Source organism: Rhodoferax sp. RT4P68 (assembly GCF_056521305.1).
The window spans coordinates 236,546-261,518 of record NZ_JBWMBB010000007.1 but is presented as its reverse complement, the minus strand read 5'-3'; the positions used below and the strand labels follow the sequence as shown (position 1 = coordinate 261,518).

17 protein-coding genes and 1 tRNA gene are annotated in these 24,973 nt (G+C 70.1%); 10 read left to right on the top strand and 8 right to left on the bottom strand.

The genetic code is table 11. The features are described from left to right. Positions 1-28: 28 nt before the first annotated feature. Positions 29-3,688 (bottom strand): S8 family serine peptidase, encoded by a 3,660-nt coding sequence (locus tag AC099J_RS17115; RefSeq protein WP_479616480.1) that lies wholly within the window; start codon positions 3,686-3,688, stop codon positions 29-31. Between the two features lie 208 nt (positions 3,689-3,896). Here AC099J_RS17115 and AC099J_RS17110 point away from each other — a divergent pair, with 208 nt between their 5' ends. From AC099J_RS17110 to AC099J_RS17095, 4 genes are all read left to right on the top strand, one after another. Beyond that, on the top strand, positions 3,897-4,469 hold the full coding sequence (locus AC099J_RS17110) for a DUF2760 domain-containing protein (protein ID WP_479616479.1): 573 nt from the start codon (positions 3,897-3,899) through the stop codon (positions 4,467-4,469). 118 nt (positions 4,470-4,587) lie between these two features. Beyond that, positions 4,588-6,429, top strand: a complete 1,842-nt coding sequence (locus tag AC099J_RS17105) for an Hsp70 family protein (RefSeq protein ID WP_479616478.1) — start codon at positions 4,588-4,590, stop codon at positions 6,427-6,429. 71 nt (positions 6,430-6,500) lie between these two features. Further along, entirely contained in the window at positions 6,501-9,242 is a 2,742-nt protein-coding gene (locus AC099J_RS17100; protein ID WP_479616477.1) for an Hsp70 family protein, read from the top strand. Between the two features lie 208 nt (positions 9,243-9,450). Continuing rightward, on the top strand, positions 9,451-11,271 hold the full coding sequence (locus AC099J_RS17095; protein ID WP_479616476.1) for a methyl-accepting chemotaxis protein: 1,821 nt from the start codon (positions 9,451-9,453) through the stop codon (positions 11,269-11,271). 31 nt (positions 11,272-11,302) lie between these two features. Here the strand turns inward: AC099J_RS17095 and AC099J_RS17090 are convergent, their stop codons facing one another. From AC099J_RS17090 to AC099J_RS17070, 5 genes are read right to left on the bottom strand one after another with little or no spacing between them, the layout of a single operon-like run. Then, positions 11,303-13,042, bottom strand: a complete 1,740-nt coding sequence (locus AC099J_RS17090; protein WP_479616475.1) for an acetyl/propionyl/methylcrotonyl-CoA carboxylase subunit alpha — start codon at positions 13,040-13,042, stop codon at positions 11,303-11,305. After that, positions 13,039-14,631: a 5-oxoprolinase subunit B/C family protein gene (locus tag AC099J_RS17085; protein WP_479616474.1), complete on the bottom strand. Its 1,593-nt coding sequence runs from the start codon at positions 14,629-14,631 to the stop codon at positions 13,039-13,041. The genes AC099J_RS17090 and AC099J_RS17085 overlap by 4 nt, the downstream gene beginning before the upstream one ends. Then, positions 14,631-15,425, bottom strand: a complete 795-nt coding sequence (locus tag AC099J_RS17080; protein ID WP_479616473.1) for a LamB/YcsF family protein — start codon at positions 15,423-15,425, stop codon at positions 14,631-14,633. Before AC099J_RS17080 ends, AC099J_RS17085 begins: the two co-directional genes overlap by 1 nt. Before the next feature lie 11 nt (positions 15,426-15,436). Next, positions 15,437-16,099, bottom strand: coding sequence for a pyroglutamyl-peptidase I (gene pcp / locus AC099J_RS17075; RefSeq protein WP_479616577.1), 663 nt, complete (start codon positions 16,097-16,099; stop codon positions 15,437-15,439). A gap of 60 nt (positions 16,100-16,159) precedes the next feature. Continuing rightward, positions 16,160-17,110, bottom strand: coding sequence for a Bug family tripartite tricarboxylate transporter substrate binding protein (locus AC099J_RS17070; protein WP_479616472.1), 951 nt, complete (start codon positions 17,108-17,110; stop codon positions 16,160-16,162). 221 nt (positions 17,111-17,331) lie between these two features. Between AC099J_RS17070 and AC099J_RS17065 the strand changes: the two genes are divergently transcribed. Beyond that, entirely contained in the window at positions 17,332-18,018 is a 687-nt protein-coding gene (locus AC099J_RS17065; RefSeq protein ID WP_479616471.1) for a GntR family transcriptional regulator, read from the top strand. A 109-nt stretch (positions 18,019-18,127) separates the two neighbouring features. Further along, positions 18,128-19,030 carry a peptidoglycan DD-metalloendopeptidase family protein gene (locus AC099J_RS17060; RefSeq protein ID WP_479616470.1) on the top strand — a complete coding sequence of 301 codons (903 nt, stop codon included), beginning with the start codon at positions 18,128-18,130 and terminating at the stop codon, positions 19,028-19,030. A gap of 1 nt (position 19,031) precedes the next feature. Here the strand turns inward: AC099J_RS17060 and aspA are convergent, their stop codons facing one another. Then, on the bottom strand, positions 19,032-20,447 hold the full coding sequence (gene aspA / locus AC099J_RS17055; protein ID WP_479616469.1) for an aspartate ammonia-lyase: 1,416 nt from the start codon (positions 20,445-20,447) through the stop codon (positions 19,032-19,034). A gap of 289 nt (positions 20,448-20,736) precedes the next feature. Here aspA and AC099J_RS17050 point away from each other — a divergent pair, with 289 nt between their 5' ends. Further along, positions 20,737-22,875 (top strand): TonB-dependent siderophore receptor, encoded by a 2,139-nt coding sequence (locus AC099J_RS17050; RefSeq protein ID WP_479616468.1) that lies wholly within the window; start codon positions 20,737-20,739, stop codon positions 22,873-22,875. Between the two features lie 137 nt (positions 22,876-23,012). On the opposite strand, the gene AC099J_RS17045 is transcribed toward AC099J_RS17050, so the two are convergent. Next, a tRNA-Asn gene (locus tag AC099J_RS17045) sits at positions 23,013-23,088 on the bottom strand. Positions 23,089-23,206: 118 nt separating this feature from the next. Here AC099J_RS17045 and AC099J_RS17040 point away from each other — a divergent pair. From AC099J_RS17040 to AC099J_RS17030, 3 genes are all read left to right on the top strand, one after another. Beyond that, positions 23,207-23,560, top strand: coding sequence for a hypothetical protein (locus tag AC099J_RS17040; protein WP_479616467.1), 354 nt, complete (start codon positions 23,207-23,209; stop codon positions 23,558-23,560). After that, positions 23,547-23,780: a hypothetical protein gene (locus AC099J_RS17035; RefSeq protein WP_479616466.1), complete on the top strand. Its 234-nt coding sequence runs from the start codon at positions 23,547-23,549 to the stop codon at positions 23,778-23,780. Before AC099J_RS17040 ends, AC099J_RS17035 begins: the two co-directional genes overlap by 14 nt. Positions 23,781-23,960: 180 nt before the next feature. Then, entirely contained in the window at positions 23,961-24,968 is a 1,008-nt protein-coding gene (locus AC099J_RS17030) for an aldo/keto reductase (RefSeq protein WP_479616465.1), read from the top strand. Positions 24,969-24,973 lie beyond the last annotated feature (5 nt).

Here is a 24,973-nt window from a genome sequence, read left to right as displayed (position 1 = left end):
GCGGCGCACGCCCGCTGAGCAAGACGCCTCACCGATGCACCACACTCACCATCGCCTGCCGCACGAACCGCTGCGCCCCCGCACTCCCGCGCGCCGTCACCACTACATTCGTGCTGCTCCCGGCATCCCCTGCCGCCATCGGCATCAGCACCCGCCCGCCTTGCGCCGCGAACTTGAGCTTCTGCACATCCCGCGCGAACAGATCGCCCTGCCCGGCCTTCAGCATGCGGTCCCGCAGCACACCGAGTTGATGGATGGCCTTGGGCAGCGAGTCCCCATCCGGCAGCTTGGGGGGCCGGATATCCGCCAGCTGCGACTGGTACTTCTTCAACAGCGTGCCAACACCAGCCTGCGCCGCATCCACGCGCGCCGTGGCCTGCAGCGTGTGCAGCGGCTTCTTGCCGTCGAAGGCCTGTAGCTCGACCTGCCAGGCGCTGCCCGGCCGTGGCAGATCGGCCAGCGCCACGATGCGCAGCGGCGAGCGCACGAAGCCGGCCGCCGTGTAGCGCGTGTGCTGCTCCATGGCGGTCGACACCTCGATCCACCATTGCCCCGGCAGCGGCTCCTGCAGCTCGAACACCACGTGGTGGGCCGAGACCGTGCGCCGCACCGCGCTGTCGGCGTGGTGCAGCAGCTTGCCCGAAGGGGCGCGCAGGCGCACACAGATCTGGCCGGGCTTCTTCGCCTGGTCGGCCACGAACTTCATGCCAGCCGTGGCCCACGAGACGGTGAACGTGGCCTCGGTCGCCAGGCCGTCGACAAACGCACCGACGCGGCTGGCCGATGCCTGGGCCGACTGGTTCGCGACAATCGAGTCGCCGCTGACCTGGCCGCGGATGTAGTTGTAGATCTCGAACAGCTCGTCGATCGCCGGCATGAAGTAGTAGCGCCCGCCGCTGGTGCTGGCCAGCTGGTCCAGCAGCGCCTGGTCGGACGCCGGCCCCATCGCGCAGGCGTACAGCGCCAAGTCGGCCGGCAGGCCCAGCACGGCATCCAGCGCACTGGGCTTGGCGGGGTTGCCCATGTCGCAGCCCTTGTTGTCGTAGCCGTCGGAGAACAGCACGATGGCCTTCTCCGCCGTGGTGGCGCCGGCCAGCAGGTCGCGTGCCTTCACCACGCCGTCGCCCATGAAGGTGCAGCCGCCGAACGCGATGCCGTCGACCTCGGTCTTGCCGGCATCGCGCGTGGCCACGCCGGTGATGGTCTGCAGTGCGGCCGGCGGCGCGGCCGGGAATTCCACGATGCCGTCGTCGCCGAAGCTGACCACGCCGTACGCATCGTCCACGCCCAGGAGGTCGATGAACTGCTTGCTGGCCAGGCGCGTCGTCGCGTCGTAGCCGTAGAACACCATGCTGCCCGAGCGGTCCAGTACCGGCACCACGCTGACGGGGGCGGCCGGCGGCACCTCGGCGTTGTCGAGCACCAGCGCGAAGTCCTGCCAGGGCGTGGCGATGTCGGGGTGGGCGCTGGCCGCCACCGTGGCGGCGACGACGCGCACCTCGTAGACGCCGGCCGGGTTCTGGCGGTAGACGCATTCGACGTTGTTCAGGTTGTCGAACGCGCCGCCGGTGGTCGAAAACCCGTTGGCGAACACGTTGCCACGCAGGATCTGGCCGCTGCCCATCTCCTCCACTTCCAGATCCAGATCGTTCACGCGGGCCGGATTGGCGCCGGTGGCGGCGGCCGAATCGGTCCACACCAGCGTGATGCGCATGGGCCGCGCCGGGTCCACCGGGGCCACGCGGATCTGGTACTCCTGCCCCGCCGCCGTGAAGGCATGGCGCTGGTCGACGAAGAGGCGCGGGCCCCGGTCGGAGGCTGGGGCCTGCAGCACCATGTTCTCCAGGCTGACGCGGCCCCAGCCCTGCTGGTTGTTCGGGATGTTGGTCAGCACGCCGCCGTTGCCGTCCGGCCCGCCGACCAGGTCTTCGGCACCGTTGACCAGCAGCGCCTTCAGCAGCGCCGGGCTGGGGTTGCGCCCGCCGGTGCGGTTGCGCCACCACTCGATCAGCAGCGCGCACAGGCCGGCCACATGCGGCGTGGCCATCGACGTGCCGGACATGCGCGTGTGGTCCGCGTGCACGGTGCCGCCGGTGTCGGCATAGGCCGTGCGCGGGCGCTGCGCGCCGGGCGTGGCCAGGTCGAGGTCCACCGTGGAGCGCGCCGAGATGATGTCGGTGCCCGGCGCCACCACGTTGGGCAGCAGGCGCCCGTCCACCGCCGGGCCTCGGCTCGAGAGGGTGGCCAGGCCGCGGATGTCGTCGTCAGCATTGGCTTCGCCAGGGCGAAAGTTCAGAGAATTGCCGACCGTGATGACGTTCTTGGCCTCCCAGGGCGCGCCGATGGTCATGGCGCCGGGGCCATCGTTGCCGGCCGCCGCGAGGATGGCCAGGTGCTCCAGCCCGGCGGTGCCGGGGTCTGGGTCGCGCACGCGCTGGTCGTAGTTGCGCGAGCGCGCCGTGTAGCCCGAGCCGGCGCCGTTGATCACGCCCCAGCTGTTGTTGGAGACGCGGCCACCGTTGGCCAGCACGTTGCGCACGCGCTCGTCGTCGGCCATGCCCGGGCCGCCGGTGCCGATCGGGTTCACGCTGCCGAACTGCGCGCCGGGCGCCACGCCCTGGCCGAGCAGAAAGCCCTGCGGGTCCGCATCGCCCGTGGCCGCGTTGCCCACTGCGATGCCGGCCACGTGCGTGCCGTGGCCATTGCGGTCGACCAGCGTGGCACCGCCCGAGGCATCAACGAAGAAGGCCAGCCGCCCGGCCAGGTCGGCGTGCAGGCTGGCGTTGTCGTGGGTGTCCACGCCGCTGTCGACGATGCCGATGGTGACGCCGGCGCCCGTCAGCCCCAGCACGCCCAGGTGGGCCTGGTAGCCGGCCACGGGCGCGGTGTTGGGCGCTGCGGCCGCGTTCAGGTTCTCGGCCACGATCTGCGCCGAGCGCTCGTCGAACAACTGGTCGTCCGGCTGGCGTTCGAGCCAGCGCACATCGGGCAGTGCGGCCACGGCCTTCAAGGCCTTGGCCGGCAGCTCGCAGCGCAGCACCGCGAAGGCGCCGCCGTAGGGCGCGGGCTGTGCCGTAAGGTCCAGCACTTGGCCGCCCGCCTTGGCGATGGCCTGCGCCACGGTGTCGCCCGCCGCCTCGGGGTAGACGCCCACGCTGACCCAGCGTAGCACGCCGCGCGCGCCCGTCAGATTCGCCGCCATGCGCCAGCCCGGCTTGAAGGCGCCGACCCAGGCCACGAAGGGCAGCTTCGCAAGGGCCGGCAGCTGCGCCGGCTGTGCGAGCACGAAGAGGCCGTAGGCGGAGACCGGCTCGACCACGTCGATGCCCAGCGCCTCGATCTCGGCCACCCACTCGGCCGTGGGCGGTGCGGCCAGCTGCACCAGGTGGTGTGTCCAGCTGGCGGCCAGGCTCTTGGGCACGTCCAGCCCAGCGGCCACCTTGGGCTTGCGCGTGGTGTCGATGCGGTGGCCGTTGATCTGCAGGATCTCGGTGTCGGTCAGCAGCTTGACGCGGTAGCCCTGGTCCTGCAGCGCCAGCAGCTGCTCGGCATCGCCACGCACCAGCGTGGCGTGCGGCAGCACCTGCTCGACTGCCGCCTGCAGGCTGCCGGCGGCGGCGCTTTCAGCGGCGCGCAGCCGCCCGGTTGCCGCGGTGCTGCGGCGCGTGATCAATGCCTTGGTGGTCATGGTGGGTCTCCAGTCAGCACGCGGAATCCGCGCTTGCGCCGGTTATAGGCGCCGGGTCGGCCCGTCACATCGCATGAAGTGCGTAGCCCCGCGCGGCCTTGCCCCGACACCCCGCGGGGCCAGCCGGGCTGGCCCGGTCCTTGCGGGACAATCGCCGCTTGCGGCCTGGCTCTCGACCAGGCCGCTCAGCTTGTCCAAGAACAAACTTATGAACGAACAACCCCTTCCATTCTTCTCGCGCCTCTCGCTGGCCATCGGCACCTTCTTCGCCCTGCTGGGCGATGGCCGGCTGGCCGCCCAGGTGCAGGCCGTGCGCAACGGCACATTCGCGCCGGCCCAGCCGCCCGCGCCCACCCCGGCACCCCCACCGCCGCCCGCACCCTCCCCCATCCGCGCCACGGCGCAGGTCGATGCGGCGCTGCAACTGCTCGGCCTGCTGCAGCGCGAAGCCCGTTTCGTGGACTTCCTGCAGGAAGACATCGCCGCCTATTCCGACGCCGATGTCGGCGGCGCCGCGCGGCTGCTGCACGGCGGCGCGCGCAAGGTGCTGAAGGATGCGTTCGACCTCGAACCCATCCGCGACGAGGCCGAGGGCAGCCGCCTCACGCTGCCGGCCGGCTTCGACGCCGCAGCGGTGCGCGTGACGGGCAACGTCGTCGGCCAGCCGCCGTTCACCGGCACGTTGCAGCACAAGGGCTGGCGCGTGGGCGCCGTGCGGCTGCCGGGCCTGACCGATGGCCACGACACACGCGTGATCGCACCGGCGGAGGTGGAGCTGTGATCGCCGCCCGGCCGCCCGAAGGCGATCGCATCGCAGCGCGCAGCGCGAAGACTTCCGGGTTCGCCGCCCGGCCGCCCGAAGGCGATCGCATCGCAGCGCGCAGCGCGGAGGTCTCTGCATGACCGACAGCCGCTACGCCATCGGCATCGACCTGGGCACCACGCACAGCGCGCTGTCCTGGGTCGACCTGCAGGCACCCGAGGGTGCCGAAGCCACACCGCAGATCCTCCCCATCGCGCAGCAGAGCGGCCCGGGCGCCGTGCAGGATTTCGACCTGCTGCCGTCCTTCCTGTACCTGCCGAACGCCAACGAATTTGCCGCCGGCGACCTGGCCCTGCCCTGGAACCCCGCGCCCGACGCCATCACCGGCGAATGGGCGCGCAGCCATGGCGCGCTGACGCCGATCCGCCTCGTCTCCAGCGCCAAGAGCTGGCTGGGCCACGCGGGGGTGGACCGCCGTGCCGGCATCCTGCCGGCCGATGCGCCGGCCGAGGTCGAACGCATCTCGCCGCTGGCTGTCAGCACGCGCTACCTGCAGCATCTGCGCGACGCCTGGAACCACACGCATCCCGATGCGCCGTTCGACCAGCAATCGGTCACCGTCACCATCCCCGCCTCGTTCGACCCCGGCGCGCGCGAGCTGACGGCCGAGGCCGCGCAGGCCGCCGGCTACCAGGGCGTGACGCTGCTGGAAGAGCCCCAGGCCGCGCTGTACAGCTGGATCGCCGGCAGCGCGGGCGACTGGCGCAAGCAGGTGAAGGTGGGCGACGTGATCCTGGTGGTCGACGTGGGCGGCGGCACCAGCGATTTCTCGCTGATCGCCGTGACCGAGGACGCTGGCAACCTGCAGCTGACCCGCGTGGCGGTGGGCGAACACATCCTGCTCGGTGGCGACAACATGGACCTGGCCCTGGCCCATGCCGTGGCGCGCGAGCTGGCCGCCACCGGCAAGACGCTGGACCCATGGCAGATGCGCGCGCTGACCTACGCCTGTCGCCAGGCCAAGGAACAGTTGCTGAGCGACGACGCGCTGCAGAGCGTGCCGCTGGTCGTGCCCAGCCGCGGCTCCAAGCTGATCGGCGGCTCGATCAAGACCGAGCTCCCACGCGCGCTGCTGACCACCATCTTGCTGGAGGGATTCTTCCCGCCCGTGGAAAGCAGCGCGCGCCCTGTCAGCCGCCCGCGCGCCGGGCTCACGCAGATCGGCCTGCCGTATGCGCAGGACGCCGCCGTCACGCGCCACCTGGCCGCGCTGCTGGGCCGCCAGGTGGGCGCCACGGCGCAGCTGGCCGGTTTCGCGCAGCCCGAGGCCGCGAGCTTTCTGCACCCCACGGCCGTGCTGTTCAACGGCGGCGTGTTCAAGTCCGAGCTGCTGTCCGAGCGTGTGCTGGGCACGCTGAACGCCTGGCTGGCCGCCGACGGCGCGCCCGCCGCCCGGCTGCTGCAGGGCGCCGACATGGACCACGCCGTGGCGCGTGGCGCGGCCTACTACGGCCAGGTGCGGCGCGGCCAGGGCATCCGCATCCGCGGCGGCACGGCCCAGGCCTACTACGTCGGCATCGAATCCAGCATGCCCGCGGTGCCGGGGCTGGAGCCGCCGGTGCGGGCGCTGTGCGTGGCGCCCTTCGGCATGGAAGAAGGCACCGCCGCCACGCTGCCGCCGCAGCAGCTGGGGCTGGTGGTCGGCGAATCGGTGCGCTTTCGCTTCTTCGGCTCGTCGGTGCGGCGCGACGACCAGGCCGGCACGCTGCTGGATTTCTGGACGCCTGATGAGCTGCAGGAGCTGGCGCAGATCGAGGCCCTGCTCCCCGCCGAAGGCCGGGCCGTGGGCGACGTGGTGCCGGTGCAGCTGCGCGCGCACGTGACCGAGATCGGCACCCTGGAGCTGGTGGCCGAGGCCGCAGGCGGCCAGCACTGGAAGGTCGAGTTCGACGTGCGCGCCGATAGCGGAGAAGGATGAGCGCCGCGCCGGGCCGCCCCAAGCAAGCTCGCTCCCCCTCGGGGGGCAGCGAACCTCGCGCAGCGGGGAGCGTGGGGGCCACATTCCACGTCGGCATCGACCTCGGCACCACCCACACCGTACTGGCCTTCGCGCCGGTCGCCGGCGGCGCGATCCAGGTCTTCTCGATTCCGCAGACCATCGCCGCTGGCGAGGTCGCGCCGCGCCCGCTGCTGCCCTCGCTGCGCTTCCATCCGGCCGAGGGCGCACTGGCCGCAACAGACCTGGCGCTGCCCTGGCCATCCGACGAGCCCGCCATCCTCGGCGCCTTCGCGCGCGAACTCGGCCAGCAGACACCGGGCCGGCTGGTCGCCAGTGCCAAGAGCTGGCTGTCGCACCCGTCGGTGGACCGCACGGCCGCCATCCTGCCCTGGGGCGCGCCGGACGAGGTGCCCAAGGTCTCGCCACTGGAGGCCAGCGCGAGTTATCTGCGCCACCTGCGCCTGGCCTGGGGCCAGGCCCACCCTGGCGCGCCACTGGCACAGCAGCAGATCGTGCTCACCGTGCCGGCCTCGTTCGACGACGGCGCGCGCCAGCTGACGCTGCAGGCCGCCACCCTGGCCGGCTTGCCGTCGGTCCATCTGATCGAGGAGCCGCAGGCCGCGTTCTACGATTGGGTGCACGCCCGCCAGGCCGACCTGGCCAAGGAACTGGCTGGCACGCAGCGACTGCTGGTGGTCGACGTGGGCGGCGGCACCACCGACCTGACACTGATCGACGTGACGCTGGACGCGCAAGGCCAGCCGCAGCTGGCGCGCACCGGTGTGGGCGACCACCTGGTGCTGGGCGGCGACAACATGGACCTGGCGCTGGCGCGCTGGATCGAACCGCGCCTGTCCGGCGCAGTTCCAGGAGCACATCTCAGCGCCATCCAACTCGCCCAACTCACCCAGCGCTGCCGCAGTGCCAAAGAGCGGCTGCTGGCGCCCGACGGCCCGGCGGACACCACCGTCACGCTGCAGGGCGGCGGCAGCCGGCTCATCGGCGGCGCGCGCTCGGCCATGCTGACGCGGGCCGATGTCGATCGGCTGCTGGTCGACGGCTTCTTCCCCCAGGTCGCGGCCGATGCGAAGCCGCAGCGCGCGCGCAGTGCGCTGGTCGAGTTCGGCCTGCCCTACGCCAGCGACGCAGGCATCACGCGCCACATCGCCGCCTTCCTGCAGCGCCAGGGCGGCGCCCTGCCCGACACCGTGCTGCTGAACGGCGGCGTGTTCCACGCGCACGCGCTGCGCCAGCGCCTGCTCGACACGCTCAACGGCTGGCGCCCTTCCGGCACGCCCGCCATCCGCCTGCTCGATGCGCCAGAGCTCGACGCCGCCGTCGCCCGTGGCGCCGTGGCCTATGCGATGGCCCGCGCCGGCACGGCGCCGCGCATCCGCAGCGGCGCGGCGCGCGGCTATTACCTGGTGCTGGAAGACGGCCAGGGCATCTGCCTGTTGCCGCACGGCACGCCCGAGGGCGAAGAGGTGCGACTGGACGCCCAGCGCTTCAGCCTGCGCCTGGGCCGCCCTGTGCGCTTCAACCTCACCACGAGCGCCGTCGACCTGCACCATCGACCGGGCGATCTGGTGGACCTGGACACCGCCGCGCAGGGCGCCTTCGTGCGCCTGCCGCCGATCGCCACCGTGCTGCAGCCCAAGGCCGGCGCCGGCGGCAACGTGCAGGTGCTGCTGTCCACCCAGGTCACCGAGATCGGCACGCTGGAGATGCACTGCGTGGCCGCCGACGCCCCGCGCCAGCGTTGGCGGCTCGAATTCCAGCTGCGCGGTTCCGCCGCCGCGCAGGAAGCCGACGCGCCCATCGCCGCCCACCCGCGCCTGGCCGACGCGCTGGCCGCCATCGCCCGCGTCTACGGCGACAAGAAGCAGGGCGTAGATGCCAAGGAAGTGCGCCAGCTGCGCGCCACGTTGGAGCGCTTGCTCGGCGAGCGCGCCACCTGGGACGCCCCGCTGCTGCGCGCACTCTTCGGCGCCCTGCTGCAGGGCGCCCGGCGGCGAAGGCGTTCGCTGCCGCACGAACGTACGTGGTTCAACCTGGCCGGCTGGACGCTGCGCCCCGGCTACGGCGACCCGCTGGACGGATGGCGCATGGCGCAGATGTGGGAATTGTTCGGCCCCGGCATTGCGCACAGCCACGACAGCCAGCAGTGGTCCGAATGGTGGCTGCTATGGCGCCGCCTGGCCGGTGGGCTGGACGCCGAGCAACAGCAGATGGTGTTCGAGGTCATCGCCTACTACCTGCAGCCGGCCGGCGGCACCGACATCGACAAGCCCGAGGGCCCGCCGATGCAGGCACTGGACGAGCTGCTGCGCATGGCGGCTTCGTTCGAGCGCATCGACGTGGCACAGAAAGCGCAGTTCGGCGGCTGGCTGCTGCAGCGCCTGCACCAGGGCAGCGCGGCCGAACTGTGGTGGGCGATCGGGCGGCTGGGCGCGCGCCAGCCGCTCTATGCCAGCCTGCACCACGTGCTGGCGCCGGACGCCGCCATGGCCTGGCTGGACCAGATCCGCCGCCAGCACCCCGATTGGGCAGGCAACGAGTCGGCCGCGTTCGCCGTGGCGCAGATCGCCCGGGCCACAGGCGACCGCGCGCGTGACCTGCCCGAGGCGGTGCGCCAGCAGATTGCCACCGAACTGCAGGCGGCCCATGCCGCGCCGACCTGGGCGGCCATGGTGCGCGAGGTGACGGCGCTGGACGAAGCCGACACACGGCGCGTGGTGGGCGATGCGCTGCCTCCGGGGCTGGTGTTGGTACGACCTGAGCCCTCGACGTAAACACTGCGCAGGGCTTTCGCGGTCACCAGCCGCTTGAAAAGCGGGTGAACCTAGGGTAGAAAACCGTCTACCGGTTGGAACACGAGCCGGGATACCGATGAAAAGACCGGACTGGACACCAGATCGAATGCTGGGTAGAAACGGCAGGGGCTCCACTGCGTTGGCGGTGGCCGTGCGCTGACATCCTCTACAAGAATCGAGAATACCCATGAGAAGCCTACTGGCCCATTCCACCATCCGAGCACGCATGGTCACGCTGGCCTTGCTCAGCGCGGCGCTGACCCTCGCCGTCGGTCTGTTCGGTGTGTCGCAGACCTCCAAGGTCAACGACATGCTCAAAGGGATGTACTACAACAACCTCGCGCCGGTTGGCGACGTCGCCAATGCCAACATGCAGGCGATCTACCACCATCGCTCGATGTACCTTTACATCGCCGAGACCGACACTGGCGCGATGGCCAAGCTGCTCGACGGAAAGAAGAAGAACGAGGAGCGCATGCTTGCGCTGCTGGACCAGTACCGCAAGACCTTGCTGACACCGAAGGAAAAGGAACTGCTGGCCGCGTTCGACGCTGCATGGCCGCCCTACAGGGCCATGGCCGAGCGGGCCATGAAGATGGTCGAGCAAAGCCATGACCAGGAGGCGCAGACTCAGGCGTTGGCCATGGCAAGTACCCAGGTGGCCCCGCTGTTTCAGAAGGTCGACGATGTTCTGTCAGAGCTGGTGGACGTCAATGTGTCCCTGGGCAAAGAGGCCTACGACGCGAGCGACGTGGTCGCAGCCAATGGCCGCACCCTGTCCTGGATCGTCATCGCGATCGCGGTGCTGGCATCCGTCGGCGGGGCGCTGCTGATCAGCCGCAGCATCACGCGGCCGTTGGGCGGCGAGCCGGATGCCGTGGTCGAAGCGGCCAATGCGATTGCCGAGGGCGATCTGTCGCGCACCATCGCCGTGCGGGCCGGCGACACCGGCAGCGTGGTGGCGCGTATGGCGGCGATGCAGATGAGCCTGGCGCAGGTGGTGGCCGGTGTGCGGCAAAACGCCGAGAGTGTGTCCGCCGCCTCGACGCAGATCGCACAGGGCAACAACGACCTGTCGGGTCGCACCGAAGAGCAGGCCAGCGCGCTGGAGCAGACCGCCGCCTCGATGGAAGAGCTGACCACCACGGTCAAGCTCAATGCCGACAACGCACGCCAGGCCAACGAACTGGCCAGGAGCGCCAGCACCGTGGCCCGCCAGGGCGGTGACGTGGTGGGCCGGGTGGTCGGCACCATGAAGGAGATCAACGACAGCAGCGCCCGCATCGCGGACATCATCTCCGTCATCGACGGCATCGCATTCCAGACCAACATCCTGGCGCTGAACGCCGCCGTCGAGGCCGCCCGCGCCGGCGAGCAGGGCCGGGGCTTTGCCGTCGTGGCCGGCGAGGTGCGCACGCTGGCCGGGCGCAGCGCCGAGGCGGCCAAGGAGATCAAAGGGCTGATCACGGCCAGCGTCGAGCGCGTGGCCGCCGGCAGCCAGCTGGTGGACCAGGCCGGCACCACCATGCAGGAGGTGGTGCAGTCCATCGGGCGCGTCAACGAGATCATGGGCGACATCAGCGGCGCCAGCGAGGAGCAGAGCGCCGGCGTGGCGCAGATCGGGCAGGCCGTGTCGCAGATGGACCAGGCCACCCAGCAGAACGCCGCGCTGGTCGAAGAAAGCGCCGCGGCCGCCGACAACCTGCGCCAGCAGGCCGCCGAGCTGCTGCGCTCCGTGGCCGTCTTCCGCCTGCGCGGCGACACAGGCCTCACAGCGGTGCCCGCCGTGGCCGTGCCGTCACCCAAGCCCGCCGCAGCCGCGCGGCCACCAATGCCCGCCGCGGCAGCGCGCGCAGCGCCTCCCCGCTCCACCCCCCAGCGGCAAGCCACACCGGCACCATCGGTCGCCCCACGCAGCAGCAAGGCCGCGCCGGCCCTGGCGCTCAAGCCCCGCGCTCTCGCGACTGCCGGCGCAGCGGACGACGCGGGCGACTGGACTTCGTTCTAAGGGGCTGCCGCATGCCCGCCGCGCGGCGACTTCAGCCCGCGTCGATGCGGGCCAGCGGCGTGCCGGCTGCGACGTAGTCGCCCTGCCCCACGTGCCGCACCAACCGCCCAGCCCGGTGGGCGAGCACCTGCGTTTCCATCTTCATGGCCTCCATGACGGCGACGAGATCGCCCTCGGCCACGGTGGCCCCATCGTCGGCTTTCCACGCGGCCACCGTGCCGGCGATCGGCGCCGTCACCGCCGCCGGGTCGGCCACTGGTGCGGCGCCGGCGGCAGCGGCCTGGCCGGCGCCGGGCTGCGCCGCGTTCAAGCCGGCCAGCAGCGCCGCCGGCAGGCCGAGCATGACGCGCCGCCCGTCGATCTGTGCGGCCGTGTGCACCAGCGCGCCGTCGGCCTGCGGCTCGGCGCGCAGGGCGGCGGCCAGGTCGTGCGCGAAGTCGGTCTCGATCCAGCGCGTGTGGACCTTGAAGCCGTCGGGGCCGGTGAAGTCTGCGTGTGCCATCACCGCGCGGTGGAACGGCAACACCGAGGGCAGGCCCTCGATGCGGAACTCCTTCAACGCCCGTCGCGCACGGGCGATCGCCTGCTCGCGCGAGCTGCCAGTCACGATGAGCTTGGCCATCATCGAATCGAACTGGCCGGGCACGACGGAGCCTGAGACCACCCCCGTGTCCACCCGCACACCGATGCCGCCGGGCGCCTCGAACACGCGCACCGGCCCGGGCGCCGGCAGAAAGCCGCGGCCCACGTCTTCGGCGTTGATGCGGAACTCGAAGGCGTGGCCCAGGGGCACCGGCGTCTCGGTGATGGACAGCGGCAGGCCGTCGGCCACGCGCAGCTGCTCGACCACCAGGTCGATGCCGGACGTCTCTTCCGTCACCGTGTGCTCGACCTGCAGGCGCGTGTTGACCTCCAGGAACGAGATCGCGCCAGTCTTGCTGAGCAGAAACTCCACCGTGCCGGCGCTCACATAGCCGGCCCGAGCGCACACGTCCTTGGCGGATTGGTGGATGCGCGCGCGTTGTTCGTCCGTCAAGTAGGGCGCGGGCGCCTCTTCCACCAGCTTCTGGTTGCGCCGCTGCAGCGAACAGTCGCGCGTGCCCAGCACCACGACGTGGCCGTGCGTGTCGGCGATCACCTGGGCTTCGATATGGCGCGGCTGGTCCAGGAACTGTTCGACAAAGCATTCACCACGGCCGAAGGCGGCGATGGCCTCGCGCACGGCAGACTCGTACAGGTCGGCCACCTCGTCCATCCGTCGCGCGACCTTGATGCCGCGCCCGCCGCCGCCGTAGGCTGCCTTGATCGCGATCGGCAGGCCATGCTGTTCGGCAAAGGCCAGCACTTCGTCGGCGCTCTGCACTGGGCCAGGTGTGCCGGCCACCAGCGGGGCGCCGACTTCCAGCGCGATCTTGCGCGCCTGCACCTTGTCGCCCAGCGCGGCGATGGCCGAGGGCGGCGGGCCGACCCAGACGAGGTCGGCGTCGACCACGGCCTGGGCGAAGGCGGCGTTCTCGGACAGGAATCCGTAACCAGGGTGCACCGCGTCGGCCCCGCTCTTGTTCGCGATGTCGAGCAGCTTGTCGATGCGCAGGTAAGTGTCGGCCGGGCGGCTGCCGTCCAGACCCCAGGCCTCGTCGGCCACACGGGTGTGCAGCGCGCCGAGGTCGGGGTCGGCATAGACGGCGACCGAGCGCACGCCGTAGTCGGCGCAGGCACGGGCGATCCGGACGGCGATCTCTCCTCTATTGGCGATCAAGACTTTTTTCATGACGGGCTTCCTGGATGGGTGTCGATGGCCTCGAACGGCCGAATGGGGTTGAAGCGGATACGGGCGCCGATGGGGATCTGCCCCGCACGGTCCAGGTGGTGGGTGGCGACGGCGCCGATGACGGGGTAGCCGCCCGTCAGCGGGTGGTCGGCCATGAACAGCACGGGCTGGCCGTTGGGCGGCACCTGGATGGCGCCGCGCACCACGCCCTCGCTCGGCAGCTCGGCGGTGTTGGCACGGCCCAACGCCGTGTCGCCAGCCAGCCGCAGGCCGACCCGGTTGGACTGCGGCGTCACCGTCCAGGTCTGCTGCGCCAGCAGCGCCACGGCCTCGGGCGTGCACCAGTCGGTGCGCGGGCCCAGCACCACGTCGAGCGTGACGGTGGCCTCGCGCGTGGGCAGATCGGCGGGCGCCATCTCAGGCGCGCCGACGACCGCCGCGCCTGCCGGCAGGCCCACCGGCAGCACGGTGCCGGCCGCCAGCGGCGGCGGGCCCAGGCGCGCCAGCATGTCGGTGCTGCGGCTGCCCAGCACCGGGGCGATGTCGAAGCCGCCACGCACCGCCACATAGCTGCGCAGGCCGGCCTGCGGCGCGCCCAGCAGCAAGCAGTCGCCATCGGCCAAGGCCAGCGGTGTGTGGCGCGGCATGGGCCACTGGCGGCCATCGGCGGCGGTCAGCGTCAACGGCCCATCGGCACCGGTCACGGCGGCAACGTGCTCACCCCGGCTGCGCAGTTGCAGGCCGCCGTCGACAGTCTCGATGCAGGCCGCGTCCACGGCATTGCCGACCAGCCGGTTGGCAACGCGCAGGGCCGCACGGTCCATGGTGCCGGAAGCCGACACGCCCTGCCCGGCCTGGCCGCCGCGGCCCAGGTCCTGCAGCAGCGATTGCGGGCCGCTGTGCAGCACCTCCAGCGCCGGGCCGCTCGATGAGACCGGCGCCGTTTCCACCGGCACCGGTGCGCGCCGCGCTGGCCGCGCCCCGGCGTCGACAAAGCGCACGCAAAAGCCTGGCTGCAGCAGCGCCGGCACCGTGCGCGCCAGATCCCACATCGGCACATCGGTCACGCCGATCAGCTGCCAGCCGCCGGGGCTGGTCTGCGGGTAGACGGCGCTGAAGCGGCCGGCCAGCGCCACCGCGCCAGCCGGCACGCGGGTGCGTGGTGTGGCGCGGCGCGGCACGTCGATGCGCGGGTCGCCGCCGCTCAGGTAGGCAAAGCCGGGCGCAAAACCGGTGAAGGCCACGGTGTAGTCGCAGCCGGTGTGCCAGGCGATGACCTCCGCGCGCGTGGCGCCCAGCAAGTGGGCCACTTCGTCCAGATCTTCGCCGTCGTAGTGCACGGGAATCTCGACCCGCGTGGCGTGGCGGTCGACCGTGCCGTCGACCCTGCGGCCCGCAATGGCCCCGACCAGCGTGGCGCGGGTGATGGCGTGCGGCCGGTAGCGCACGAGGATGGTGCGGGCGGCCGGCACCAGCTCGTCGATGCCATCGATCGGCTCGGCTTGCAGCGAGGCCAGCAGCGCCAGCGTTTGCGGCAGGTCGTCCAGCTCGACGAGCAGCGCATCCAGGTTGACGGGCAGGAAGCGCATCACGCAGGTGCGCCGAGGGCTGCGGACGGGACGAACGGGCGTATGGCGACGCCGGCCTGTTCCAGCACCAGGCGCACCTGGCGTGCCATGGCCACCGCGCCGGGGCTGTCGCCATGCACGCAGATGGAATCGGCCTGCACGCGCACCAGGCTGCCGTCGATGGCCTCGACCACGCCCTCTTGCGCCAGGCGCAGCATGCGTGCGGCAACAAGCCCGGGGTCGTGCAGCACGGAGCCCTTCTCGCGGCGCGAGACCAGCGTGCCCTGCGGCGTGTAGGCGCGGTCGGCAAAGGCCTCGGCCACCACCGTGAGGCCAGCCTCGCGCGCCCACGTGATCAACGGCGCGCCGGCCAGAGCCAGCAGCACCAGCTGCGGGTCGATGGCGCGGATGGCGGTGATCACATCGCGCGCCTGGCGCTCGTCGTGGGCGATGGTGTTGTAGAGCGCGCCGTGCGGCTTCACGTAACGCACCTGCGTGCCGGCTGCGCGTGCCAGGCCCTGCAGCGCGCCGATCTGGTAGATGACGTCGGCCTGCAGGTCGGCGCTGGCCACATCCATGTTGCGCCGGCCGAAGCCGGCCAGATCGGGGTAGGCCACGTGCGCGCCCACGGCCACACCGCGCTCGGCCGCCGCGCGCAGCGTCTTCAAGATGCCGGCCGCGTCGCCGGCGTGGAAGCCGCAGGCCACGTTGGCGCTGGAGACGATGGCCAGCATGGCGGCGTCGTCGCCCATGGTCCAGGCGCCCAGGCTTTCGCCCAGGTCGCTGTTCAAGTCAATGTGCGGGTCGATGTGCATTCGGAGCTCCTTCAATGTTCGTGGCCGTCGGCCAGGGCGATGTCGGTGTGCGTGGTCAACGCGGTGTGGAGCAACACGCGCAGGGCCTGGACCTGCGCATCCAGCGCCATGCTCGGCAAGCCGGGTTGGCGCGCCGCCTGCTGCGGCAGGCAAGGCACGTGCACGAAGCCACCGCGCGTGCCGGCCAGCGCCGCCCGCGTGGCCAGCAGGTGCATCAGCGCGTAGAAGCTGTGGTTGCAGACGAAGGTGCCGGCGGTGTTGGAGACCGAAGCCGGCAGCCCCGCCACGCGCAGCGCCTGCACGATGGCTTTGATCGGCAAGGTGGAGAAATAAGCCGCCGGCCCACCCGGCACCACGGCCGTGTCGATGGGCTTGCGCCCGGCGTTGTCGGCGATGCGTGCGTCATCGCAGTTGATGGCCACGCGCTCGGGCGTCCACTCGGCGCGGCCACTGGCCAGGCCCAGCCCGACCACCAGCGCCGGCGGCGCGCCATCGGCCAGTGCCTGGCCCAGCCGCCGCGCCGCCGAGCCGAACGCACAGGGCAACTGCAGCGCGCGCACGGTGGCCCCTGCCACCTGCCAGCCGTCCAGCGCGCGGGCAACTTCCCACGCGGGGTTGACCGTGTCGCCATCGAACGGCTCGAAGCCGGTGACCAACACAGTGGCGGCGGGCATCGGTGGTGGCACGGGCGGATTCCTTTCGTTGAGCGGGGCGGGCGGGCGACGTGGCTGCGATCAATCGACCTTGATGCCTGCCTCGTCGATCACCTTCTTCCACCGGGCCGCATCGGTGCGGATCAGGGTGGTCAATTTTGCGGGAGCGCCGCCCACCACATCGAGGTTCATCTCTGCCAGCTTGGCCTGCACATCTTTCTCTACCAGGATCTGGTTAATGCTCTGGTTCAGTCGGGCCACGATCTCGGGCGGCGTGCCCGCCGGGGCGACAAAGCCGAACCAGAAGGTCACGTCCAGATCCTGCCCGCCGGATTCGCCCACCGTGGGCAGGTCCGGATAGCTGGCCAGGCGCTTGGTGGTGGTCACCGCCAGCGCGCGCAGCCGCCCACCCTTGACCATGGGCATGGCCTCGGGCACCAGGGCCATCATCAGCTGCACCTGGCCGCCCATCACCTCTTGCAAGGCCGGCGCCCCGCCCTTGTAGGGCACATGCACCGGGTCGACGCCGTTGGCGCGCTTGTAGTACTCCATGCCCAGGTGGCTGGGCGTGCCGGCCCCGGCCGACGCATAGCTGATGGTGCCGGGCTTGGCCTTCAGCCAGCTGGCCAGCTCGGCCATGTTCTTCGCCGGCACCGAGGGGTGGACAACGACGACGCTGGGCACGGTGGCGGCCAGCACGATGGGGGTCAGGTCTTTCTGCACGTCGTACGGCAGGCGCGGGTACAGGCCGGGGTTCACCGCCAGGCCGCTCAGCGTGGACAGCAGCAGCGTGTAGCCGTCAGGCGCGGCCTTCGCCACGTGGCTGATGGCAATCTGCTCGCTGGCGCCGGGCCGGTTGTCGACCACAGCCGTCTGACCCAGGTGCTTGCCCAGCCGCTCGGCCACCAGGCGCGCCAGCGTGTCGGTGGAGCCGCCGGCCGCATACGGCACCACGATGCGGATCGGCTTGCTTGGGTAGTCGGCAGCCTGGGCGGCCAGCAAGGGCGCGGCCAGCAGGGCGGCAATGGCCACGCGGGCGAGACATAAAAGACGGTGGGGCATTGGGCACTCCAGTGGATCAGGATGGGACGGGCAGAAATTTTGAATCAACAATGAATTCTGAATGCATCAACACGTCATGTGTATTGTTGAACAATCAAAATTGTATTGGTCAGCGATAACGGCCAGCCATCAGCACAAACCCGCGCATATCGTCGCACCAGATCGTGCCGGTCTGATACAAACGCAGTCGCATGACACCGCCTGCCCCCCCCTCCCCGCCCGACCTCACGCTGGCCGAGCGCCTGGCCGCCCAGCTGCGCCAGCGCATCGCGGCCGGCGAATTGCAACCCGGCCAACGCCTGCCCGAGCAGGCCCTGAGCGAGAGCCTGGGCGTCTCACGCAACACGCTGCGCGAAGCCTTTCGTGTGCTGACGCGCGACGGGCTCATCACGCATGCGCCGAACCGCGGCGTGTTCGTCGCCATCCCCAGCATCGCGTCGATCATCGACATGTACCGCGTCCGCCGGCTGATCGAGTGCCAGGCGCTGGCCCAGGCCTACCCGCGCCACCCGGCCAAGGCACGCATGCGCGCGGCCGTGGACACGGCGCTGGCCCGGCGCGAAGCCGCTGACTGGTCCGGCGTGGGGACGGCCAACATGGAGTTCCACATGGCGATCGTGGAGCTGGCCGACAGCGAGCGGCTGAACCGCATGTTCACGCCCATCCTGGCCGAGTTGCGGCTGGCGTTCGGCATGCTGCATGACGCCGAGTTCCTGCACGCGCCGTATGTGGACATGAACGTGAAGATCCTGAACCTGACCGAGGCGGGCCGCTATGCGGAGGCGGCTGCCGCGCTCAATGACTACCTGGTGCATTCCGAGCGCATCGTGCTGGCGGTGTACGCGCGGCGCGGCGCCGACCAGGGCTGGAAAAACTGAAGCTGCCGGTGCGCAGGGGGCGCACGTGGGGCCGTACACCAGGCCTTGAGGGAACCGCCGCGGGCGGGCCGCCAGCGCCAGTTGCGCAGGTCCCGCAGACAATCCGACCATGCCCATCCCACGCTTCTTCTCTCCCATGCCGACCACCCGCCGCGCCGCGCTGATGGCAGCGGCCGGCATGCTCGCGTTGCCTGCTGTGCAAGCCGCGCCAGCGCGCAGGACGCCACCCGCCCCGGCCGTCTGGCCGAACGACTCGCCGGTACCCGGTGGTGTGGCCCGTCTCTCGCTCGGGCCTGCCGCGGTGCGGCCCGTGGCGCACACGGCCGACACCACGGGCACCGCCGTGCCGCTGCTGGTAGCGGGCGACGTGATCGAGTGGACGGCCATCGTCGGCATCGCGCTGGGCGCCGTGCCGGGCGTTGCAAGCATCACCGTCGCCGCGCAGGCCGGTGAGCCGGCCCGCGCCGTGCCCTACCGCGTCACACCCAAGAGGTACCAGGAGCAGCGGCTGACCGTCTCGCCACGCACCGTGGACCTTTCACCTGAGGACCAGGCGCGTTATGAACGCGAACGCGACCACCTGCGCACAGTGATGGCGACCTTCGACGGCCCGCCGCCTGTGCTGCGCGAAATGCTGGTCCCCGTGCCCGGCCGGCGATCGGGCTCGTTCGGCCTGCGCCGCGTGTTCAACGGCCAGCCGCGCAACCCGCACAGCGGGATGGACATCGCGGCGGCCACCGGCACCCCCGTGCGCGCGCCGCTGGCCGGCCGCGTCATCGACGTGGGCGACTATTTCTTCAACGGCGGCACGGTCTGGCTGGACCATGGCGCCGGGCTGCTGAGCATGTACTGCCACCTGAGCGCGATGGACTGCCAGGTGGGCGACCAGGTGCCGGCCGGCGATGTGTTCTGCAAGGTCGGCGCCACCGGCCGCGTGACCGGGCCGCACCTGCACTGGTCGGTGATGCTGAACCGGGTCATGGTCGACCCGGCGCTGTTCATCGCGGGCTGAGTCAGATGCGGCTCAGCGGCACCGGCCGCGTCAGCACCTCGGGACGCAGGATGTCGTCCAGCTGCTGCTTGGTCAGCAGCCCCTTGGCCAGCACGATGGCGTAGACGCTGCCGCCGGTGGCGTGCGCCTCCTGTGCTACGGCCGTGGCGTTGGCATAGCCGATGTAGGGGTTCAGCGCCGTCACGATGCCAATCGAGTTGGCCACCAGCGCGCGCAGGTGGTCGGTGTTGGCGGTGATGCCGTCCACGCAGCGCGTGGCGAGCGTCAGGCAAGCCGTGCGCAGATGGCCCACGCTTTTGAACAGGCTGTGGGCGATGATGGGCTCGAAGGCGTTCAGCTGCAGCTGGCCGGCCTCGGCTGCGAAGCTGACCGTGATGTCGTTGCCGATCACTTCGAACGCCACCTGATTCACGACCTCCGGGATGACCGGGTTCACCTTGCCCGGCATGATGCTGGAGCCCGCCTGCATGGCCGGCAGATTGATCTCGTTGAAGCCTGCACGCGGCCCGCTGGAGAGCAGCCGCAGGTCATTGCAGATCTTCGACAGCTTGACGGCCACGCGCTTCAAAACGCCCGACAGCTGCACGAACGAGCCGCAGTCCTGCGTCGCCTCGATCAGGTTCGGCGCCGTGACCAGCGGGATGCCGGTGATGCGCTGCAGGTGCTTGAGCACCAGCGGCGCGTAGTCCGGGTGCGCGGTGATGCCGGTGCCAATCGCCGTGGCGCCCATGTTGATCTCGCAGATCAGCATCACCGCCTCGCGCAAGCGGGCCTGGTCTTCTTCGATCATCACGGCGTAGGTGCTGAACTCCTGGCCCAGCGTCATGGGCACGGCGTCCTGCAGCTGCGTGCGGCCCATCTTCAGCACGTCCTTGAACTCTTCGGCCTTGCGCGCGAAGGACACGCGCAGCACCTCCATCGCGTCCACCAGGCCATGGATGCCGAACCAGGTGGCGATCTTCAGCGACGAGGGGTAGACGTCGTTGGTGCTCTGGCCGATGTTGACCTGCTCGTTCGGGTGCAGATGCTGGTACTGGCCCTTGGCGTGGCCCAGCAGCTCGAGCGCGCGGTTGGCGATCACCTCATTGGCGTTCATGTTGGTCGAGGTGCCGGCGCCGCCCTGGATCACGTCGACCACGAATTGCTCGTGCAACCTGCCGGCCAGCAGCTCGTCACACGCGGCGGCGATGGCGTCGCAGCGCGGCGCGTCCAGCAGGCCCAGCTCGTGGTTGGCACGGGCGGCGGCCTTCTTGACGCAGGCCAGCGCCTTGATCAGTTCGGGGTAGATCGAGATCGTCGTGCCAGTGATCGGGAAGTTCTCGACTGCCCGTAGCGTGTGCACGCCGTAGTAGGCATCGATCGGCACTTCGCGGTCGCCGAGCAGGTCGTGTTCCATGCGAAAGGTCGGGCTGGGCATCACGCATCTCCTTGTGGTTGTTGGTGGCGCCGAGTGTAGGAGCGGCCTGCCGCGCGGATCGCCGCCAGCCGACTAGAATTGCGGCCGTGCCCGCAAGGGCACTTCGCTAGGGGTGTTGCGGGCCTTCTTCACGGAAGGCCCAAGACTGAGAAAGTCCCTTTGAACCTGATTGAGGTAATCCTCGCGCAGGGAAGCATTGACCAGGATGGGCCGCGCCACCGCCGCAGGTGGCCTCTCGCACGGCCGCCGTGATCCTGCAGGCCGACCTGCCAGACGCATGAGAGTCGTGATGGCATTGACCCGTTTACCCGTAGCCGCCGCCGCGCTGCTGCTTGCAGGCGCCGCCGCCGCCCAGACCACCCCCGCCGCGCCGACGCTGGCCACTGTGACTGTGGAGGCCGGCAAGGCGCCACCGCAGGCCGACGTGACCGGCTTTGGCGACCAGCCGCTGAACGAGTTGCCGCTGTCGGCCACCGTGGTCGATGCGCAGACTCTGCGCGACAGCGGTGCGCGACGGCTGGCTGACCTGACCAAATTCGATGCTTCGGTCACCGACGCCTACAACTCGCCCGGTTACTGGGACTACCTGACGATCCGCGGCTTCACGCTGGACAACCGCTTCAACTACCGGCGCGAGGGCTTGCCGATCAGCGCGGAGACTTCGATCCCGCTGGACAACAAGGAGCGCATCGAGATCTTGAAGGGCACCAGCGGCATCCAGGCCGGCACCAGCGCGCCCGGGGGCCTGGTGAACTACGTGGTCAAGCGGCCGACCGAGAAGGATCTGCGGCGCGCCACGGTGGAAGTGTCGGGCCGCGGCGGTGTGCTGGCTGCGGTCGACCTGGGGGGTCGATTTGGCGTGGACCGGGTCTTCGGCTATCGGTTGAATGTGGCGCACGAGACACTGCGCCCGCGCGTGGACAACCTGGAAGGCCGGCGCAGTCTGGCGGCATTGGCCGCCGATTGGCGCGTGACGCGCGACACGGTGGTCGATGCCGAGCTGGAATGGAGCCACAAGCGTCAGCCGAGCCAGGCCGGGTACAGCCTGCTGGGCAACACGCTGGCGCCCGTGCCCAGCCCCCATCTGAACTTGAACAACCAGCCGTGGTCGCAGCCCTCGGTGTTCGGCGCGTTGACGGGCAGCGTGCGCATCGAGCAGGCCTTGAGCCCAGACTGGCGCTGGTCGGCGCAGGTGGGGCAGCAGCGGCTGCGGACGGATGATCGGCTGGCGTATCCCTTTGGCTGCAGCGCCGAGAACGACTACACGCGCTACTGCAGCGACGGCAGCGTTGACCTGTACGACTTTCGCAGCGAGAACGAGCAGCGCCGGCAGACGGCCGCACAGCTCAAGCTCAAGGGGCGGGTGGCGACGGGCAGTGTCCAGCACGATCTGTCGATCGGCTTGCTGGCTTCACGCGTGCGCAACCGTTTCCAGGAGCAAACGAACCAGTTCGTGCTCGAACCGGGAAATGTGGACGGCACAGCCATCACGACCGCCAACCCGACGCCGAACGAGCCCAACACCCACCGCGACGAACGCTCGCTCGAGTTGTCGTTGCAGGACACGATTCGCTGGTCAGCGCAATGGACCACCTGGCTGGGTCTGCGCCACACGCGGCTGGACCGCCAGAGCGTGCGCACCGATGGCTCCCGCCCCACGGGCTACGACGCCAGCCTGACCACCCCCTGGATCGCTCTGGGCTACCAGATTGCCAGCGGCCCGCTGCTCTACGCCAGCTATGGCCAGGGCGTGGAATCGCAGCTGGTGCCAAACAAGTCTGCGCAGTACAGCAATGCGGGCGTCGCCCTGCCAGTGCGCAAGTCCCAGCAGTTCGAGCTGGGCGTCAAGGGCGGCACGGCGGCCTGGAACTGGCAAATGGCCTGGTTCCGCATCGAACGGCCCGCCACCAACATGGACGCCTGCGAGCGCCTGTTCATCACGCCGTGCGAAGGCCGCTACGACGGCGACGCCATCCACCAAGGCCTGGAGGCCACGTTGGGCTGGGCGCGGGGCCCTTGGCGACTGGATGGTGGCGCCACACTGTTGGACGCCGAGCGGCGTGGCAGCGTGGTGGAGCCGGGGATCGACGGCACCCGCCCTGTCAACGTGCCCCGGGTCGTGCTGCGCGCCAAGGCGGCCTACGCCGTCGCCGCCGTGCGCGGCCTGACGCTCGATGGAGGACTGGTGCATGAAGGCCGGCGCTCTGTGCTGCCCAACCAATCCATCGAACTGCCATCGTGGACGCGCCTGGACGCCGGCGTGCGCTACGCGACGAAGCTGCAAGGCGTGGCCATGCACTGGACGCTGGGTGTCGAGAACCTGACCGACCGCCGCTACTACAAGGAATCTCCGACGCAGTTCGGCCACGTCTACCTGTTCACCGGCACACCGCGCACGGTGCGCGTGGCGATGCAGGCGGATTTCTGACGCCCGGACGGCCCTGCGCCACGGTGGCGCCGGGCGGGCGCAGACGACTGCAGCTGCAACTGCAGTCGCAACCGCGTTCCAAATGCTGCCCACCAACGAAAAAGCCTCGCACGTGTGCAAGGCTTTTTGGGTGTCTTTGGCTCCTCAACCTGGGCTCGAACCAGGGACCTACGGATTAACAGTCCGGCGCTCTACCAACTGAGCTATTGAGGAACAACAGCCCAAGAGTATAGCCTGGTTTTCGGCATATTGGCCAGCCCCGCCGGTTTTTGCAGACGCGGCGCGTTCATGCCATCTTGCAATCCGCTCGCGGCAGCCCCAAGTGCTCTGCATGAAGACCTCGCAAGTACCCATGCAGCGCCAGGCGCTGACCACACTGCACATCCTGGCAGCCCTGCTGGAGCGGCTCGAACGCAGCACGGTGCCGGTCGACCCGGCCCAATATGCAGCGGTTGTGGACCGGCTTTCGAAGGCGTTGCGCGAGGCCAAGCCGGACGAGGCCTTGGGGACTTTACTTGCCGAGTATCCGGCCGCCGCCGAGTTGTACGAAAATACACACTACGACGTCGCTGGTTTGTGCCGGTCGCCCCTGGATTTGTCCGTGGCGGCCGAGCAAAAAGCCAGGGCCGTCATCCAGTTCGCAATGCAATCACCTAGGGAGAGTTCCGCCAATGGCCAAAGCTGAAGCAAAAACCGCAATATTGGCCGATGGGCTGAGGTACAAGTCCAAGGTCTCCGGTTCACCCTTCACCGCCGGCACGTCGATGGGCGGCTCCACGATGTCGTGCTTCCTGTGTGGCAAGCACCGGTTGCGCTCGCAACTGGGAACCCGCAAGGTCGTCGGCAAGTCGCAAGCGGTGTGCGCACCATCGTGCAAAGAGTTGGACGCAGCTCTGGCGCGCTGACCCAGCCAGGGCCGCCGGCACCGCCGCGCAACCCGTTATTACATTCAGGCCGCTCGTTGAGCGGCCTTTTTGTTGCCCCCCGATCTGCGCCAGCGCCTGCCGCACGCAACAGCAGCTGAATGCGGGCGCTGGGACGAGCGACTACGATGCGCCCTCCTCCACCTCCATGCCCGCACCGCCATGCAATACCGCAACCTCGGCAAGAGCCATCTCAAGGTTTCCAGCCTATGCCTGGGAACCATGATGTTCGGCGACCAGACGGCCTTGCCGGAGGCGACCGACATCGTGGCCCACGCGCAGGCCCATGGTGTCAATTTCATGGACACCGCCGATGTCTACACGCAGGGCGCCTCCGAAGAAATGCTGGGCAAGATCCTGCAGTCCTCGCGCCACCGGTGGGTGCTGGCCACCAAGCTGGGCAACAAGATGTCGGACCAGGTCAACCAGGGCCATTACTCGCGCAGCTGGATGCTGGCCGAGGTCGAGCACAGCCTGCGCCGGCTGGGCACGGACTACATCGACCTGTACTACCTGCACCGCGACTACGAGGGCATTGACCTGGAAGAGCCGCTGCGTGCGCTGGACGCCATGCTGCGCGCCGGCAAGATCCGCTACTGGGGTCTGTCGAACTTTCGCGGCTGGCGCATTGCCGAGGCTGTGCACATGGCCGCGCGGCTGAACATGCCGGCGCCGACGGTTTGCCAGCCCTACTACAACCTGCTGAACCGCATGCCGGAGGTCGAGATCCTGCCGGCCTGCCGCCACCATGGGCTGGGCGTCGTGCCCTACAGCCCGATTGCCCGGGGCATTTTGTCGGGCAAGTACCGGCCGGGCGTGGCGCCGGCGCCAGACAGCCGGGTTGGGCGCGGCGACAAACGCGTGCTCGAAACGGAGTTTCGGGACGAATCGCTGCGCGTGGCGCAGACGCTGCAGGCCCATGCGCAGGCGCGCGGCCTGACGCTGGCGCAGTTCGCCACGGCCTGGGTGCTGGGCAGCAGCGCGGTGTCTTCCGTCATCGCGGGCCCGCGCACGCTGGCACAGTGGCAGGACTATCTGCCGGCGGTGGATGCCACGATGTCTGCCGAAGATGAGGCCTTGGTCGACAGCCTGGTGCCCATCGGCCATCCGTCGACGCCCGGCTTCACAGACCCTGCATATCCGGTCCGCAACCTGCGCCGGCCAGGTTGAGCATC

Excerpts from the sequence above, each read along its gene's own strand:
- AC099J_RS17080 (WP_479616473.1), bottom strand. The coding sequence starts at position 15,425 with ATGCACATCGACCCGCACATTGACTTGAACAGCGACCTGGGCGAAAGC.
- AC099J_RS17085 (WP_479616474.1), bottom strand. The coding sequence starts at position 14,631 with ATGCGCTTCCTGCCCGTCAACCTGGATGCGCTGCTCGTCGAGCTGGAC.
- AC099J_RS17065 (WP_479616471.1), top strand. The coding sequence starts at position 17,332 with ATGACACCGCCTGCCCCCCCCTCCCCGCCCGACCTCACGCTGGCCGAG.
- AC099J_RS17035 (WP_479616466.1), top strand. The coding sequence starts at position 23,547 with ATGGCCAAAGCTGAAGCAAAAACCGCAATATTGGCCGATGGGCTGAGG.
- AC099J_RS17095 (WP_479616476.1), top strand. The coding sequence starts at position 9,451 with ATGAGAAGCCTACTGGCCCATTCCACCATCCGAGCACGCATGGTCACG.
- AC099J_RS17105 (WP_479616478.1), top strand. The coding sequence starts at position 4,588 with ATGACCGACAGCCGCTACGCCATCGGCATCGACCTGGGCACCACGCAC.
- AC099J_RS17090 (WP_479616475.1), bottom strand. The coding sequence starts at position 13,042 with ATGAAAAAAGTCTTGATCGCCAATAGAGGAGAGATCGCCGTCCGGATC.
- aspA (WP_479616469.1), bottom strand. The coding sequence starts at position 20,447 with ATGCCCAGCCCGACCTTTCGCATGGAACACGACCTGCTCGGCGACCGC.
- AC099J_RS17040 (WP_479616467.1), top strand. The coding sequence starts at position 23,207 with ATGAAGACCTCGCAAGTACCCATGCAGCGCCAGGCGCTGACCACACTG.
- AC099J_RS17115 (WP_479616480.1), bottom strand. The coding sequence starts at position 3,688 with ATGACCACCAAGGCATTGATCACGCGCCGCAGCACCGCGGCAACCGGG.
- AC099J_RS17050 (WP_479616468.1), top strand. The coding sequence starts at position 20,737 with ATGGCATTGACCCGTTTACCCGTAGCCGCCGCCGCGCTGCTGCTTGCA.
- AC099J_RS17030 (WP_479616465.1), top strand. The coding sequence starts at position 23,961 with ATGCAATACCGCAACCTCGGCAAGAGCCATCTCAAGGTTTCCAGCCTA.
- AC099J_RS17110 (WP_479616479.1), top strand. The coding sequence starts at position 3,897 with ATGAACGAACAACCCCTTCCATTCTTCTCGCGCCTCTCGCTGGCCATC.
- pcp (WP_479616577.1), bottom strand. The coding sequence starts at position 16,099 with ATGCCCGCCGCCACTGTGTTGGTCACCGGCTTCGAGCCGTTCGATGGC.
- AC099J_RS17060 (WP_479616470.1), top strand. The coding sequence starts at position 18,128 with ATGCCCATCCCACGCTTCTTCTCTCCCATGCCGACCACCCGCCGCGCC.